Annotated in this window: 9 protein-coding genes; 5 read left to right on the top strand and 4 right to left on the bottom strand. The window is 71.8% G+C overall.

Annotation, left to right across the window (positions count from 1 at the left end; genetic code table 11):
• A complete protein-coding gene (locus ACIHEI_RS03615; protein ID WP_396605435.1) occupies positions 1-1194 on the bottom strand; it encodes an Ig-like domain-containing protein in 1194 nt (397 codons plus the stop codon).
• Between the two features lie 213 nt (positions 1195-1407).
• Here ACIHEI_RS03615 and glgX point away from each other — a divergent pair, with 213 nt between their 5' ends.
• Positions 1408-3606, top strand: coding sequence for a glycogen debranching protein GlgX (gene glgX / locus ACIHEI_RS03610; protein ID WP_396605434.1), 2199 nt, complete (start codon positions 1408-1410; stop codon positions 3604-3606).
• 44 nt (positions 3607-3650) lie between these two features.
• On the opposite strand, the gene ACIHEI_RS03605 is transcribed toward glgX, so the two are convergent.
• Genes ACIHEI_RS03605 through ACIHEI_RS03595 form a run of 3 tightly spaced genes read right to left on the bottom strand, consistent with a single transcriptional unit; the run spans position 3651 to position 7183 of the window.
• Complete coding sequence (locus ACIHEI_RS03605; RefSeq protein WP_392950817.1) at positions 3651-4514, bottom strand: geranyl diphosphate 2-C-methyltransferase; 864 nt, start codon at positions 4512-4514, stop codon at positions 3651-3653.
• Positions 4515-4552: 38 nt separating this feature from the next.
• On the bottom strand, positions 4553-5746 hold the full coding sequence (locus ACIHEI_RS03600) for a family 2 encapsulin nanocompartment cargo protein terpene cyclase (RefSeq protein WP_392950814.1): 1194 nt from the start codon (positions 5744-5746) through the stop codon (positions 4553-4555).
• Positions 5747-5773: 27 nt separating this feature from the next.
• The gene (locus ACIHEI_RS03595; RefSeq protein ID WP_396605433.1) at positions 5774-7183 is read right to left on the bottom strand and encodes a family 2B encapsulin nanocompartment shell protein; all 1410 of its coding nucleotides are present in this window, start codon (positions 7181-7183) and stop codon (positions 5774-5776) included.
• 308 nt (positions 7184-7491) lie between these two features.
• On the opposite strand from ACIHEI_RS03595, the gene ACIHEI_RS03590 reads away from it, so the two are divergent.
• From ACIHEI_RS03590 to ACIHEI_RS03575, 4 genes are all read left to right on the top strand, one after another.
• On the top strand, positions 7492-9336 hold the full coding sequence (locus tag ACIHEI_RS03590) for an ABC transporter ATP-binding protein (protein WP_387866216.1): 1845 nt from the start codon (positions 7492-7494) through the stop codon (positions 9334-9336).
• Positions 9333-11165: an ABC transporter ATP-binding protein gene (locus ACIHEI_RS03585; RefSeq protein ID WP_392950807.1), complete on the top strand. Its 1833-nt coding sequence runs from the start codon at positions 9333-9335 to the stop codon at positions 11163-11165. The genes ACIHEI_RS03590 and ACIHEI_RS03585 overlap by 4 nt, the downstream gene beginning before the upstream one ends.
• A 314-nt stretch (positions 11166-11479) precedes the next feature.
• Positions 11480-12796 carry a hypothetical protein gene (locus tag ACIHEI_RS03580; RefSeq protein WP_396605432.1) on the top strand — a complete coding sequence of 439 codons (1317 nt, stop codon included), beginning with the start codon at positions 11480-11482 and terminating at the stop codon, positions 12794-12796.
• A 140-nt stretch (positions 12797-12936) separates the two neighbouring features.
• The gene (locus tag ACIHEI_RS03575; RefSeq protein ID WP_396605431.1) at positions 12937-14319 is read left to right on the top strand and encodes a hypothetical protein; all 1383 of its coding nucleotides are present in this window, start codon (positions 12937-12939) and stop codon (positions 14317-14319) included.
• Positions 14320-14393 lie beyond the last annotated feature (74 nt).

Below are 14393 nucleotides of genomic sequence, written 5' to 3'. Positions count from 1 at the left end.
TCAGTGAACCGGCACCGACCGCCCGACCGTCCACTGCGACCAGGAGAGGTTCCAGCCGTTCAGGCCGTTGTCGGGCGAGACCCGGTCGCCGTGCGAGCCGCGCACCTCCATCACGTCGCCGACCTGGATGTGCTGGTAGAGCCAGCCGGCCGGGGTGTTGGGGCTGCCGTCGTTGGTGTCGGCCAGGCCGATGCAGCCGTGGCTGGTATTGGCGGCCCCGAACACCTCGCGGTCGGTCCAGTAGTTGCCGTGCACGAAGGTGCCGGAGGTGGTGAGCCGCAGCGCGTGCGGGACGTCCTTGATGTCGTACTCGTCGCCGAGGCCGACGGTCTGCGAGTTCATCCTGGTCACCTGGTAGCGCTCGGAGACCACCATGGTGCCGAGGTAGGTGGAGTGCTCGGGGCTGCCGCCGCTGACCTCCAGGGTGCGCAGCAGGCGGCCGTCCTGGCGGACCGTCATGGTGTGCCGGTCCAGGTCCACGGTGGCGATCAGTGAGCGGCCGACGGTGAAGTGGATGTCCTTGTTCTGGGTGCCGAGGAAGCCGGGCGCGCCCTCCACGTCCTTGAGCCGCAGCCCCAGGGTGACCTTGGTGCCGGTCGGCCAGAACGCGTGCGGGCGGAAGTCGAGCCGCTGGTCGCCGAACCAGTGGCCGGCGATCTCCTCCGGCGGGTCGGCGGTGACGGAGACGGCCCGTTCGACGGCGGCCCGGTTCTCGGCCGGGACGGGGCGGGAGAAGCGCAGCGAGACGGGCATGCCGACGCCGACGGTGGAGCCGTCCTCGGGGGTGAAGAAGGCGACGAAGGTGCGGTCGGGCGGCACCGTGGCGAACCGGGCGTGCTGGACGGCGCGCAGGCCGCCGGCGTCCTCGGCGGTCACGTCCAGGGTGTAGGCGGTGCCGGCGGCCAGCCGGTCGTCGGGCGTCCAGCCGGTGGCGTCACCGGTGAACGTGCCGGGCACCCGGGCGCCCTTGTCGTCGGTCAGTTCGACGTCCAGCAGGCGGCCCTGGGTGACGTTCACCCTGACCGCGCCGTCCACCGCGACGCCCTGCGCGCCGTCGGCGGGGCCGATCGTGAGCTGGGCGCGGGAGACCGGCGGCCCGGCGTCGCCCGACGAGAACACGCCCGAGCAGCCGGTCAGCAGGACCAGTCCGGCCGCGGCCGCCCACCGAGCCCAGAGCCGTACCGCGGCGTGCATGCCGTCCTCCCGCTGTCGCGCGAACCACCCGATGCCGGGGACAACGACCGATCGCACTCCCCGGACACGACCGGATGGTTTCCCCACCCGGCCGCGCTGGGCACAGGATTGATCACGGTGCGTCACGCATTCCGACCCGGGGTGACGAGCGCCGTCGCACAGGGAACAACCGGAAGAACGGGGACAGGCCCCCGGATGGCTGGGAGGGTCGCCATGACGGCGTGGCAGGAGCTGGGCAGGAGCACGTCCCGGGAGGCACGACCGGCCGCCGGGCCGAACGGCTCGGCGCCCCGGCCGGCCCCGGCGCCGCCCTGGCCGGGCAGCTGGCAGCCGCTCGGCGCCCGGTTCCGCACCGACGGCGAGGGCGGCCGGGGCACCAACTTCGCGCTCTGGTCACCGGGCGCGGAGGCGGTCGAGCTGTGCCTGTTCGACGACCGCGGCCGGGAGAGCCGGCACTGGCTGACCGAGCAGACCTACCAGACCTGGCACGGCTACCTGCCTGGAGTGCTGCCCGGCACCCGCTACGGCTTCCGGGTGCACGGCCGGTGGGACCCGTGGACGGGCGCCCGGCACAACCCGGCGAAGCTGCTGCTCGACCCGTACGCCCGCGCCATCGACGGCGGCTGCGTGACGCACGACGCGGTGAGCTCGGCCGTCCGCAACTGGCCGGAGCGGGACGTCGCGGACACCGTCCGGGACGACCGGGACTCGGCGCCGTACGTGCCCCGGGCGGTGGTGGTGCACGACGCCGACGACTGGTACGACGACCACCGCCCGAAGACGCCGTGGGCCGAGACGGTGCTGTACGAACTGCACGTGCGCGGCTTCACCAAGCGCCACCCCGACATCCCGCCCGAGCTGCGCGGCACCTACGCGGGCCTGGCGCACCCGGCGGCGATCGCCCACCTGACGGGGCTGGGCGTGACGGCGGTGGAGCTGCTGCCGGTCCACCACCACGTCAGCGAGGACCACCTCCAGGAGCGCGGCCTGGTCAACTACTGGGGCTACAACACGCTCGGCTTCTTCGCCCCGCACGCGGGCTACTCGTCCTCCGGCAGCCGGGGCCAGCAGGTCGGCGAGTTCAAGCGGATGGTGCGGGCGCTGCACGCGGCGGGCATCGAGGTGATCCTCGACGTGGTGTACAACCACACCGCCGAGTCGGGCGTGATGGGCCCGGCGCTGTCCTTCCGCGGCATCGACAACGCCGGCTACTACCGGCTCGACCGCTCCCGCCGCGGCTACGCCGACTACACCGGCTGCGGCAACACCCTGGACACCCGCCGCCCGCAGGTGATCCGGCTGATCACCGACTCGCTGCGCTACTGGGTGCAGGAGATGGGCGTGGACGGCTTCCGATTCGACCTGGCGGCGGCGCTGGCCCGCGGCAGCGACGCGGTGGAGATGGAGCACCCGTTCCTGGCCGCGGTGTCGCAGGACCCGGTGCTCAGCCGGGTCAAGCTGATCGCCGAGCCGTGGGACGTCGGCCCGGGCGGCTACCAGCTGGGCGGCTTCCCCCCGCTGTGGGCCGAGTGGAACGACCGCTACCGGGACACCGTGCGCGACTTCTGGCGCGGCGTCCGGCCGGACGTGCGCGAGCTGGCCACCCGGATCGCCGGCTCCTCCGACCTGTACCAGCGCGGCGGGCGGCGCCCCTACGCCTCCGTCAACTTCATCACCTCGCACGACGGTTTCACCCTGCGCGACCTGGTCTCCTACGACCGCAAGCACAACCTGGCCAACGGCGAGGACAACCGGGACGGCACCGACGACAACCGGTCCTGGAACCACGGCGCGGAGGGCGACACCGACGACCCGGCGATCCGCGAACTGCGCGTGCGCCAGCTGCGCAACCTGCTGACCACCCTGCTGCTGTCCAGCGGCGTGCCGATGCTGACGGCGGGCGACGAACTCGGCCGCACCCAGCGCGGCAACAACAACGCCTACTGCCAGGACAACGAGACCGGCTGGCTGGACTGGTCGCTGCTGGACGACCCGCAGTGGCGCTCGCTGGCCGAGCTGACGGCCCGGCTGATCCGGCTGCGCCGGGCCCACCCGGTGCTGCGGCAGCGGGCGTTCTTCTCCGGCCGTCCGGCCGGGCCCGACGGCCCGCGGGACTTGAGCTGGCTCACCCCGGACGGGCGGGAGATGACCGAGGCGGACTGGTTCGCCCCGGGCCACGCGCTGGCGATGCGGCTGTCCGGCACCGCGATGGCCGAACGCGACCAGCACGGCCGCGCGGTGCACGACGCCGACTTCCTGCTGCTGCTGAACGCCGGCCCCGAGCCCCGGCACTTCACCCTGCCCGGCCCGCACCGCCCGCTGATCGACACCGCGCTGGCCGGCCCACCGGCGCCCGGGCCGGTCGCCGAAGTCACCCTGGCCGCCCGCTCGGCCGTGCTGCTGACGGCATGACGGGAGGCCCGGGCACCGGCCCGGGCCTCCCGCCGAGGCGGCCGTCAGACCCGGTCGGCGACGATCATCAGGTAGTGGAAGCTGCCTTCCTTGTACGCCGTCAGGAACGGGTCCTCGATGCCGGTGGCCACCGAGGACTGCGCGCGCAGCTCCCAGTACGGGATGGTGTCGGCGGTCAGGTCGACCACGCTGATCGGCACCAGGTTGTTGGCGGCCAGCGCCTTGAAGTACTGGCTGCGCGGGTGGATGTTGCAGATGTAGTGCTCGTCGATCCGGCTGACGGCCTTCGAGCGCAGGCCCATCACGTCGTTGGAGCAGCCGGTGATGCAGACGTAGCGGCCGCCGGGGGCGAGCAGCCGGGAGAACTCGCCGAACGCCTCGAACAGGTCCACGTACATGGTGGTCTCGTTGGTCCAGATCGCCCGGCGGGAGGCGGTCTCGAAGCCGGTGTCCAGCATGTTGCGGAAGTGGAACCGGACCCGGTCGGCGATGCCGCGCTCGTGCGCCTGCCCGTTGGCGAACGCCACCTGCTGCTCGGAGATGGAGACGCCGTCCACCTCGCAGCCGAACCGCTGGTTGGCCATGATGCTGGTGCCGCCGCGGCCGGAGCCGGCGTCCAGCAGCGCGTCGGTGGGCGCGATGTCGCCGAGGTGGTCGAGCAGCACGTCGGCCTGGGCGGTCTCCAGCCGATGCATCTCCTTGATCATGCGCTCGTCGCGGGTCTCGTCCGGGCCCTCGAACACCGAGGGGTCGACCGGGCCGAGGCCGTAGTGGTGGTGGTAGAGGCCGTCGACCTCACCGAGCTTGATGTTGACCGGGTCCTTCTCCAGGTTCCAGTAGTTGGCGACCGACTTCTGGAACGCGGTGCGCAGCACGTTGGTGGCGCTCGGGACGGCGGTGGTGGTCATGTACGGCGTGCTCCTCAACTGGGCGGTGGACGGTGGGATCAGTCGGTCTGGTAGCGGGCGCTGCCCGCATGCCACTCGCGGTTGCCGCCGACCCAGGCCCAGGTGCCGGCCAGGAAGCGGCGCAGCTCGGGCGAGCCGGTCAGGGCGAGGGCGGAGGCCTCGGCCTCGAAGGTGTGCATCAGTTCGTCGTGGATCGCCACGCTCTGCCGGACGGCCTCGTCCAGCGAGCAGCCCTCCTCGGTGGCGATCAGCATCGGCAGGCTGAAGTCGCCGGGGTCTTCCTTGCCCATCGAGTACAGGTCGTTCATCAGCACGGTGGCGGTGCCGGCCAGGTTGAACGTGCGGCGCACGGCGGGGTCGGCGAACTCGGCCTGTGGCACCTCGTAGCCGGCGATCGCGTCGACCAGCACCATGCACGGGATGAAGGAGTTCTCGTGGCGGTGCATCAGGTACTCCCACACCGGCGGGCGGTGCCCGGTGGTGTGCCACATGCCTTCCTGGCCGTACGCGACGAACATGATCGCCAGCTCGTGCCGCAGCCGCCGGACCTGGTTCCAGCTGGCGTACGCGGCCAGGTCTCCGAGGGAGGAGCGGAGTGCCATGGCGACCGGGTCGCGCTGGACGTTCTCCTCCAGCTGGGGGGCGTAGCGCAGCGGCAGTTGGGCCTGGTCGATGACGGAGTGGCAGATCGCCAGGCGCTGGCCGATCACCTCGTGCCGGGGTTCCTCGACCTCGGCGTCCACGATGTGGTCGTCCACCGACCATTCGGCCAGGCCGCACTTGGCGGCGGCGAGCAGCCGGTCGGGGTCGTCGGTCTCGGGGTGGCCGAGCATCATCAGCCGGCCGAAGTTGGCCTTGCGCAGCATGTCGGTGCGGCCGGGGTAGATGCCGATCCCCTCGGCCCATTCGATCAGCCGCTCGTTGACCAGGTCGCCGAGCGCGGGGTCGTCGCGCACCGCGGGCGGGCAGTACAGCGCGGGCGCCTTGCCGTTGGTGATCGGCCGGGCCCTGGGGGCGTCCCGGACGATGTCGTCGGTCGCCCCGGTGGCCTGGTTCGGGACGGTCGGGCGGTGGGTCAGCAGGCCGCTGGTGCCGAGTCCGGTGGGGCCGGGGGCGTGCCAGGTGAGCCGGCCGGGGGCGGGGCGCTCGGGGTGGGTGAGGATGGCGGAGACCAGCGCCGCCAGCTCGTGGGTGCCGTGCGGGGCGAGCGTCCGGGTGAGCAGTGAGGGCATGTCGGTCGTCTTTCGGCGTGGGGGCGGTCAGGACCGGGGGTGGTCGACCTCGACGTTCTCCAGCACGCCCAGCGCGTCGGGGACCAGGATCGCGGCGGAGTAGTACGTCGAGACCAGGTAGTTGACGACGGCCTTCTCGTCGATGCCCATGAAGCGGACGTTCAGGCCGGGTTCGACCTCGTCGGGGATGCCGACCTGGGTGAGGCCGACCACGCCCTGGTTGTGCTCGCCGGTGCGCATCGCGAGGATCGAGGTGGTGCCGCCGCGGACCGGGATCTTGCCGCAGGGCAGCAGCGGGACGCCGCGCCAGGCGGGCACCCGGTGGCCGTGCACCTCGGCGGTGGAGAAGTAGACGCCGCGCCGGTTGGCCTCCCGGCCGAACGCGGCGATCGCCTTCGGGTGGGCGAACAGGTAGTCGGTGTCGCGGCGCATCGCGAGCAGTTCGTCCAGGTCGTCGGGGGTGGGTGCGCCGCTGTGGGTCTGGATCCGCTGGTCGAAGGCGCAGTTGGAGAGCAGCCCGAAGTCGGGGTTGTTGACGATCTCGTGCTCCTGGCGCTCGCGCAGCGCCTCGATGGTGAGCTGGAGCTGTTCCTGGGTCTGGTCCATCGGCTTGCTGTACAGGTCGCCGACCCGGCTGTGCACCCGCAGCACCGTCTGGGCGACGCTCAACTCGTACTCGCGGGGGCCGAGTTCGTAGTCGACGAAGGCGGTGGGCAGGGCGTACTCGCCCTCGTGGCCGGCCGACATGCCGATCTCGGCCTCGCCGTGCTCGTTCTGCCCGGCGGCCTGTCCGGCGAGGAAGAGCGCGATCTGTGCCTGGAGGCCCGGGGAGCGGTCCACGACCTCCTGGAAGGCCGGCCAGGCCAGCGACATGGCGGTGCCCGCGGTGGCGGCCTTCACGGTGTACGGCCAGTGGCCGCCGGGGACGTTGAGCGCCTCGTCGCCGAGGTGGTCGCCGTCGGCGTGCACGGCGAGCACGGTGTCGTCGCCGTACTTGCCGGTGCCGATCCGCTCGACCTTGCCGTGCGCGATCAGGAAGACCTCGGTGATCGGGGTGCCCTCCTGGACCAGTACCTCACCGGCGCTGAAGCCGCGCTGGACGAAGCGCCCGGCGAGCTCGTTCAGTACCGCGTGGTCCTCGAAGCCGCGCAGCACCGGGACCTCGCGCAGGCTGGGCGCCAGCACCTTGACCTCCCGGCCGGTCTGCACGAAGCTCACCCGGCCGCGGCCGACCGCGTAGGAGAGCCGCCGGTTGACCCGGTAGGTGCCGGCCGAGACGTGGACCCAGGGCAGCTTGCGCAGCAGCCAGCGCGAGCTGATCTCCTGCATCTGCGGCTTGGACTTGGTCGTGGTGGCGAGGTTGCGCGCCGCCGCGGTGCTCAGGCTCTGCTGTGCCGGGGCCTGGACTTCGGGGGCGTGCTCGGTCTCGACCGACATGCGGGTCTCCTGGCTGCTCCGGTGATCCACCGCGATCACTCGGGCCAGATCACACACCCCGGTGCCCGGGGGCCTGCAAGGAGGCGCTCGTTGCGTGTTGTTGGCCGGTCCGCGCCCCCTCACGCCGGTCTCCGATGATTGCGCGCTCCCTGCGCCCGGAGGCGGCGCACACCGTTCCGAGCGACCCGAACGGCGCAATGGGGAGCGCCTTCGGCCGGCCTGACGCCCCGTCCGGCCTGGCCGGATCTCGCCGACAGGGGCAAAAAACCGGATGAGAAATGTCGGTGGCAGCGCCTACCCTCTCGGCGATGGCCGAGAACCAGAACCCCGCTCCGCCCACCCCCGCGGATTCGAACACTCCGTCAACGGACGACACCGGAATTTCGCCCGAATCGGTACCCCGATCACCGGTGCGATCCCTGCTGCGCCTGTGGCCGTACGCCCGGGAGGCCCGCTGGCGGATCTTCGGCTCGATGGCCGCCGCCGGGCTCGCCTCGCTCAGCGTGCTGGCCGTGCCGATCGTGCTGCGCAAGATCGTGGACGGGCCGGTCGCCCACCACGACCTGGCCGGGCTGTGGCCGCTGGCCGTCGCCCTGCTGCTGCTCGGCCTCGCCGAGGCCGGCCTGTTCGGCATCCGCCGGATCATCGTGGCCCGCCCGCTGGCCAAGGTGGAGACCAAGCTCCGCGGCGACCTGTTCGCCAAGCTCCAGCGGCTGCCGATCTCCTTCCACGACCGCTGGCCGTCCGGGCAGCTGCTCTCCCGGGCCACCTCGGACCTGTTCGTGATGCGGCTGTTCCTGGCCTTCCCGCTGGTCTTCCTGGTGGTCAACTCCACCGTCTTCCTGACCGGCACCGCGCTGATGTTCGCGCTGGACTGGCGGCTCGCCCTGATCACCCTGATCCCGGCCATCCCGCTGATGATCTTCACCCGCCGCTTCGAGGCCGGGTACTCGGCCGCCTCCCGGCTCGCCCAGGACCAGAACGGCGACCTCGCGACCGTGGTCGAGGAGTCGGTGCTCGGCATCCGCATCCTCAAGGCCTTCGGCCGGCACCGCACCATGGCCGAGGAGTTCCGCCGGCACAGCGCCGACCTGCGCGACACCGAACTCCGCAAGGCCGGCCTGCTCGGCGACCTGTGGGCGGTCATCGTCGGCCTGCCCGAACTCGCCCTCGGCGGCGCCCTCGCCACCGGCGTCTACCTGGTCGCCCACGACGAACTCTCGGCCGGCACCCTGGTCGCCTTCCTGTCCACCGCGCTCGCCCTGCGCTGGCCGGTCGAGTCGATCGGCTGGCTGCTCGGCTTCGCCGCCGAGGCCGCCAGCGCCACCAACCGCTACTTCGAGGTGATGGACGAGCCGGAGCCCACCGACCCGCCCTCCGGCGAAAGCCCCACCGACGACCGCGGCATCCGCTTCACCGGCGTCCGCTTCCGCTACCCCGACGCCCCGGCAGGCACCCCCGACCTGCTGTCCGGCATCGACCTGCACATCCGCCCCGGCGAGACCCTCGCCCTGGTCGGCGCCACCGGCAGCGGCAAGACCACCCTCACCGCACTGCTCCCCCGCCTGTACGAGCCCACCGCCGGCTCGATCACGCTGGACGGCACCGACATCCGCGACCTGTCCCGCGAGGAACTCCGCCGCGAGGTCGCCGTCGCCTTCGAGGAACCCACCCTGTTCTCCGCCACCGTCCGGGAGAACGTGCTGATGGGCGCCCCGAACGCCGACCAGCAGCGGCTCGCCCGCGCCCTCGACACCGCGCAGGCCGGCTTCGTCGACCGGCTCCCCGAGGGCCTGAACACCGAGGTCGGCGAGCAGGGCCTGAGCCTGTCCGGCGGCCAGCGCCAGCGCCTCGCGCTGGCCCGCGCCGTGGTCGGCGAACCCCGCTTCCTGGTCCTCGACGACCCGCTGTCCGCGCTCGACGTGCACACCGAGGCACTGGTGGAGCGTGCCCTGCGGCAGGTCCTCGCCGACACCACCGCGCTGGTCGTCGCGCACCGCCCGTCCACCGTGCTGCTGGCCGACCGGGTCGCGCTGCTCGCCGACGGACGGATCACCGCCGTCGGCACCCACCAGGAACTCCTGCAGTCCTGTCCCGCCTACCGGGCCCTGATGTCCGGCGAATCCGACCTGGAAGGGGCGCTGGCCCGATGACCACCGCCGTCGCCGAACCCGCCGTCGAAGAGGACGACCTGGTTCCCGCGGCCACCGACGACCAAGACATCCCCGTCCCGCCCGGCGCCCCGCGCGCCCTGCTCGGTTCGCTGCTCGCCCCGCACCGCCGCCGGATCGCCGTCGCCGTGCTCGCCGTCCTGGTCCAGCAGGCCGCCCTGCAGGCCGGGCCGCTCCTGGTCGCCTACGCCATCGACCGCGGCATCCCCGCGCTGCGCGACCACGACTCCGGCCCGCTGATCGCCGTCACCGCCGCGTACCTGGGCTGCGCGCTGGTCGCCACCCTGCTGCAACGAGCGTTCATCCGGGTCGCCGCCCGGATCAACCAGGACATCCTGCTCGACCTGCGCGGCCGGATCTTCAAGCACGCGCAGCGCCTCAGCCTGGACTTCCACGAGCGCTACACCTCCGGCCGGATCATCTCCCGCGCCACCAGCGACGTGGACACCCTGCGCGAACTGCTCGCCGAGGGCCTCCAGGAACTCCTGATGGTCTGCCTGTCGGTCGGCTACATCACCGTGGTGCTGATCCTGATGGACTGGCGCCTGGGCCTCGCCGCCCTGGTGTCCTTCCTGCCGATGTACCTGATCATCCGGTCCTTCCGGCGCCGCTCCCAGCAGGTCTACCGCCGCTCCCGCACCGTCACCGCCGGACTGATCGTCCGCTTCACCGAGACCATGAACGGCATCCGCCCGGTCCAGGCCTTCCGCCGCGAGTCCGCCAACAACAAGGCCTTCGACACCGTCAACCAGCAGTCCGCCACCGCCACCGCGGACGGCCTGCTGGAGATGGCCCGGTACGTCTTCCTGTCCCGGGTCACCGCCAACACCTGGATCACCGGCGTGGTCGTCCTCGGCGCGCTGCTGGTCAGCGACGGCAGCCTCGAACTCGGCGTCCTCACCGCCTTCGTGCTGTACCTGCGCCGGCTCTACGACCCGATCGACCAGCTGGCGATGTTCCTGAACAGCTACCAGTCGGCCGCCGCCGCCCTGGAGAAGATGGCCGGCCTGCTCGCCCACGAGCCCTCCGTCCCCGAGCCCACCGAGCCCACCCCGCTTCCCGCCGCCACCGGCAAGGGCCGCGAAGTCGCCTTCCGCGACACCCGGTTCGCGTACGCCAACGGCAAGGAGATCCTCCCCGAGTTCGACCTCGTCCTCCCCGCCGGACAGACCACCGCCGTGGTCGGCGCGACCGGCGCCGGCAAGTCCACCCTCGCCAAACTGCTCGCCCGCTTCTACGACCCCACCGCCGGCGCCGTCACCCTCGACGGCGTCGACCTCCGCGACCTCACCACCACCGACCTGCGGGCCGCCGTCGTGATGGTCACCCAGGAGTCCTTCCTGTTCTCCGGCACCGTCGCCGAGAACATCGCGGTCGGCAAGCCGGACGCCACCCGGGCCGAGATCGAAGCCGCGGCCCGGGCCATCGGCGCCCACGAGTTCATCACCGCCCTCCCCGACGGCTACGACACCGACGTCCGCAAGCGCGGCGGCCGCATCTCCGCCGGCCAGCGCCAACTCGTCGCCTTCGCCCGCGCCCTGCTCGCCGACCCCGCCGTCCTCATCCTCGACGAAGCCACCTCCTCCCTCGACGTCCCCGGCGAACAGGCCGTCCAGCACGCCATGCAAACCGTCCTGGCCGGCCGCACCGCCGTGATCATCGCCCACCGCCTCTCCACCGTCGAGATCGCCGACCGCGTCCTCGTCATGGACCAGGGCCGCATCGTCGAAGACGGCACCCCCGCCACCCTCATCGCCGGCGAAGGCCGCTTCGCGACGCTCCACCAGACCTGGAAGGACAGCCTGGTGTAGGGAGCGCGAAACCAGGGGCTCGTGGGGGGTACCTCCCAGCCCCCAAGGGCTGGGGGAGAACGGCGAGGCCGGGACTGCGGAGGGTCGGGGACGGCGAATGATCGTGTTGCGGCGGGCCGAAGACAGGAACCAGAAACTTGGGAACCCTTTTGCCCCTCATTGACCCTCCGCAGACTCACCCTTGCAGTTCCCAGAGCCCCTGAAGGTGCACAGAGTCGGAATATTCCTTTCCGTCAGATCGATTGCACACCATACAATTCCCCCCACCTGCGGGATCACCCGTTTCCGCAGGTCGCCGCAGGAGGGGAATCCCGATGTCGCACACTCCGGGCAGGCGCGCCCGTCTCGCCCTGACCGCTGCCGCCGCCGTCTCATTGGCGCTGCTGGTACCCGGTTCCGCAGGAGCCGTCACCGGCGCTCCGACCGTTCCGACCGATCTCCACAACAACCATCGGGCCTGCTCGACCGACCCGAACGCCCCGATGTTCGTCCCCAACGGCATCGACGTGGACGGCATCACCCATCACACCGACCCGTCGGTCACCCGCGTGACCGCGCAGTTCCGGTACTGGCCGGTCGCCGACCCGACGCAGGTCACCACCGTGGACCGGCCTTACGCGATATCCGGCAACAGGGCGAGCATCTCGCTCTCCTCGCTGGCCGACGGCACCGCGTACGCCTGGCAGATGCGAACGGTCGACCCGGCGAACGGCGCAGGCTCCGACTGGACAGCCTCCTGCTACCTCGCCGTCGACAGCACCCCGCCGTCGGCCGCTCCCACCGTCACCACCCCCGGCTACCCCGACCAGCAGTGGTACCCGGGCGGCGCGCCGATCGAGCTCCGCATGGATCCGAACGGCGTGACCGATGTCGCCGGGTACCAGTACGGCTGGAACGGCGGCTTCACGGAGTCGACCACGACCGCCGGCCTCGGCGCCGCGGCCACCGTGTACCTGACGCCGCCGGCCGGATTCAACAGCGGCCCGGTCCAGCTCATGGTGCGCAGTCTGGACCGGGCCGGGAACGCCTCGCCGATCACCAACCACCTGATCTTCGTGCTGTCGACCTCGCCGACCGTCACCCCGCTGACCACGCCGCAGTTCGGCCAGCCCGTCACGCTCAAGCTCACCCCGGACGCGGGCACCCTGGCGAAGAGCCCGATCGTCTCCTACACCGTCCACAACGCCAGGACGTACCAGGACACGGTCGTCCCGGCCGGACCGGACGGCACCGCCGAGACCACGCTGCTGTTGAAGGACCCGAACGGTGAGCAGCTCGACATCACCTCCACCAGCGCCAACGGCTGGATCAGCTCGAAGGCGAACTGGAGCGCCCGGGTCGACACCACCCCGACCATCACCTCCACCGACTACCCGGAGTTCCAGCCCGCGGGCGGCGTGGGCGTGGCCGGCACCTTCCACCTCGCCCCGAAGGTGGACGGCTCGCTGATCGCCAGTTACACCTACTCCTTCGGCTGGAACACCGACCAGACCGTCCCGGCCGGCCCGAACGGCGAGGCCGACTTCACCTACACCCCCACCGACAGCGGCTGGACCGACATGGAGGTCTGGGCGACCACCAAGGACGGCATCCGACTGACCAGCAGCTACTACACCTTCGTCGTCAACTGACGCCCCGTCGGGCCCCGGCACACCACCGGGGCCCGGCACCGGAATAAATCCCTCCCGAACAACTGATCGTGTGCCGTACGATTCCCGCGCCCGCCCTGCCGATACGGCACGCGGGCGGTCCTACGGAGGGGGATCACCGCATGAAGGCTTCACCGAGAGCGCACGCCCGCGTCGCCCTGGCCGCCGGCGCCGGACTCACTCTGGCGCTGCTCGTCCCGGGCACGGCCGGTGCCGCCACGGGCACGCCGAACGTGCCGACCGACCTGTACAACGCGTACCGGCCCTGCGCCACCGACCCGGGCGCGCCGCTGGTGCTGGCCGGCCGCACCGGCGTCGTGGTCGAGGGCATTCCGAGCCACACCGACCCGGAAGTCTCCAACCTGACCGAGCAGTTCCGCTACTGGCCGGTCGCCGATCCGGCGCAGGTGGGCGCCGTCGAGCGCACCTGGGCCCAGCCCGGCTACGAGGCGTCGACCCGTCTGCCCGTCCTCACCGACGGGCAGACGTACGCCTGGCAGGCCCGCACCGTGGACCCGTCGAACAGCGCGGCGTCCGACTGGTCGGCCGCCTGCTACATCACCGCCGACGACACCTTCCCGGACCAGCCGCCGACCGTGGTCTCCCCCAACTACCCGGAGGACCAGGCCAGTCAGGGCGGCGCGCCGATCCACTTCGAGTTCGGGGCGAACGGCGTCCCCGACATCCTCGGCTACCAGTTCTCCTGGGACGGCACCTTCTCGGTCTCCGGCGCCGAGATCGGCGAGCACGGCATCCCGCACGCCAGTGACCCGTTCGCCGACCCGCGCTACGCGGTTCGCGCCAACGGCCTCGGCGGCGGCGCCTCCGTCGACCTGATTCCCCCGGCGAACAGCGCCAACTGGATCCAGGACCTCTACGTCCGCAGCGTCGACCGCGCGATGAACCCGTCGTCGACGTACCACTACCGGATCCGGATCAAGCCGGACGCCCCGAAGATCACCGTCCTGTCGCACGCCCCCTACGGCAAGCCGGTCACCCTCAAGCTCACCCCCGACGCGGGCGTACAGGCGGCCAGTCCGGTGGTCGGCTACAGCATCCGGCGGTCCGGCAGCTGGGAGCCGATCACCGTCCCGGCCGAGGCGAGCGGCGTTGCCACCGTCACCCTCGCCCTGGAGCCGCGCGAGACCCTGCTGGTCTCCTCCACCAGCACCAACGGCTGGACCAGCCAGCGCAATTGGTGGCGCGACGAGACGGACACCACCGTCACCGTGACCTCCGCCCAGTACCCGGCGGGCACCGCGAGCGCCGGCGTCCCCGGCACCTTCCACTTCGCCCCGAAGACCGAGGGCTCGCAGATCGCCAGCTACACGTACAGCTTCGGCTGGGGCGACCAGCCCACCACCGTCGCCGCCGGCAAGAAGGGCGAGCTGGACCTCTCCTGGACGCCGCAGCACAGCGGCTGGTACTACCTGCGGGTGCACGCCACCACCAAGGACGGCCTCGAACTCGCCGACTCGTACTACTTCTTCGGCGTCAGCAGCTGACTCCTTCCGGGCCCCGGCACACCACCGGGGCCCGGCCCCCGGGTGCACCGGAAACCGATCGACCCGCTCCGGCC

Source organism: Kitasatospora sp. NPDC051984 (assembly GCF_044593455.1).
Taxonomy (GTDB): Bacteria; Actinomycetota; Actinomycetes; order Streptomycetales; family Streptomycetaceae; genus Kitasatospora.
Note: the sequence above shows the minus strand (reverse complement) of the source record. Positions and strands in the feature narration are given on the sequence as shown.

Coding starts and splice junctions, on each gene's coding strand:
- ACIHEI_RS03605 (WP_392950817.1), bottom strand. CDS start 4,514: ATGACCACCACCGCCGTCCCGAGCGCCACCAACGTGCTGCGCACCGCG.
- ACIHEI_RS03600 (WP_392950814.1), bottom strand. CDS start 5,746: ATGCCCTCACTGCTCACCCGGACGCTCGCCCCGCACGGCACCCACGAG.
- ACIHEI_RS03615 (WP_396605435.1), bottom strand. CDS start 1,194: ATGCACGCCGCGGTACGGCTCTGGGCTCGGTGGGCGGCCGCGGCCGGA.
- ACIHEI_RS03580 (WP_396605432.1), top strand. CDS start 11,480: ATGTCGCACACTCCGGGCAGGCGCGCCCGTCTCGCCCTGACCGCTGCC.
- ACIHEI_RS03585 (WP_392950807.1), top strand. CDS start 9,333: ATGACCACCGCCGTCGCCGAACCCGCCGTCGAAGAGGACGACCTGGTT.
- ACIHEI_RS03575 (WP_396605431.1), top strand. CDS start 12,937: ATGAAGGCTTCACCGAGAGCGCACGCCCGCGTCGCCCTGGCCGCCGGC.
- ACIHEI_RS03595 (WP_396605433.1), bottom strand. CDS start 7,183: ATGTCGGTCGAGACCGAGCACGCCCCCGAAGTCCAGGCCCCGGCACAG.
- glgX (WP_396605434.1), top strand. CDS start 1,408: ATGACGGCGTGGCAGGAGCTGGGCAGGAGCACGTCCCGGGAGGCACGA.
- ACIHEI_RS03590 (WP_387866216.1), top strand. CDS start 7,492: ATGGCCGAGAACCAGAACCCCGCTCCGCCCACCCCCGCGGATTCGAAC.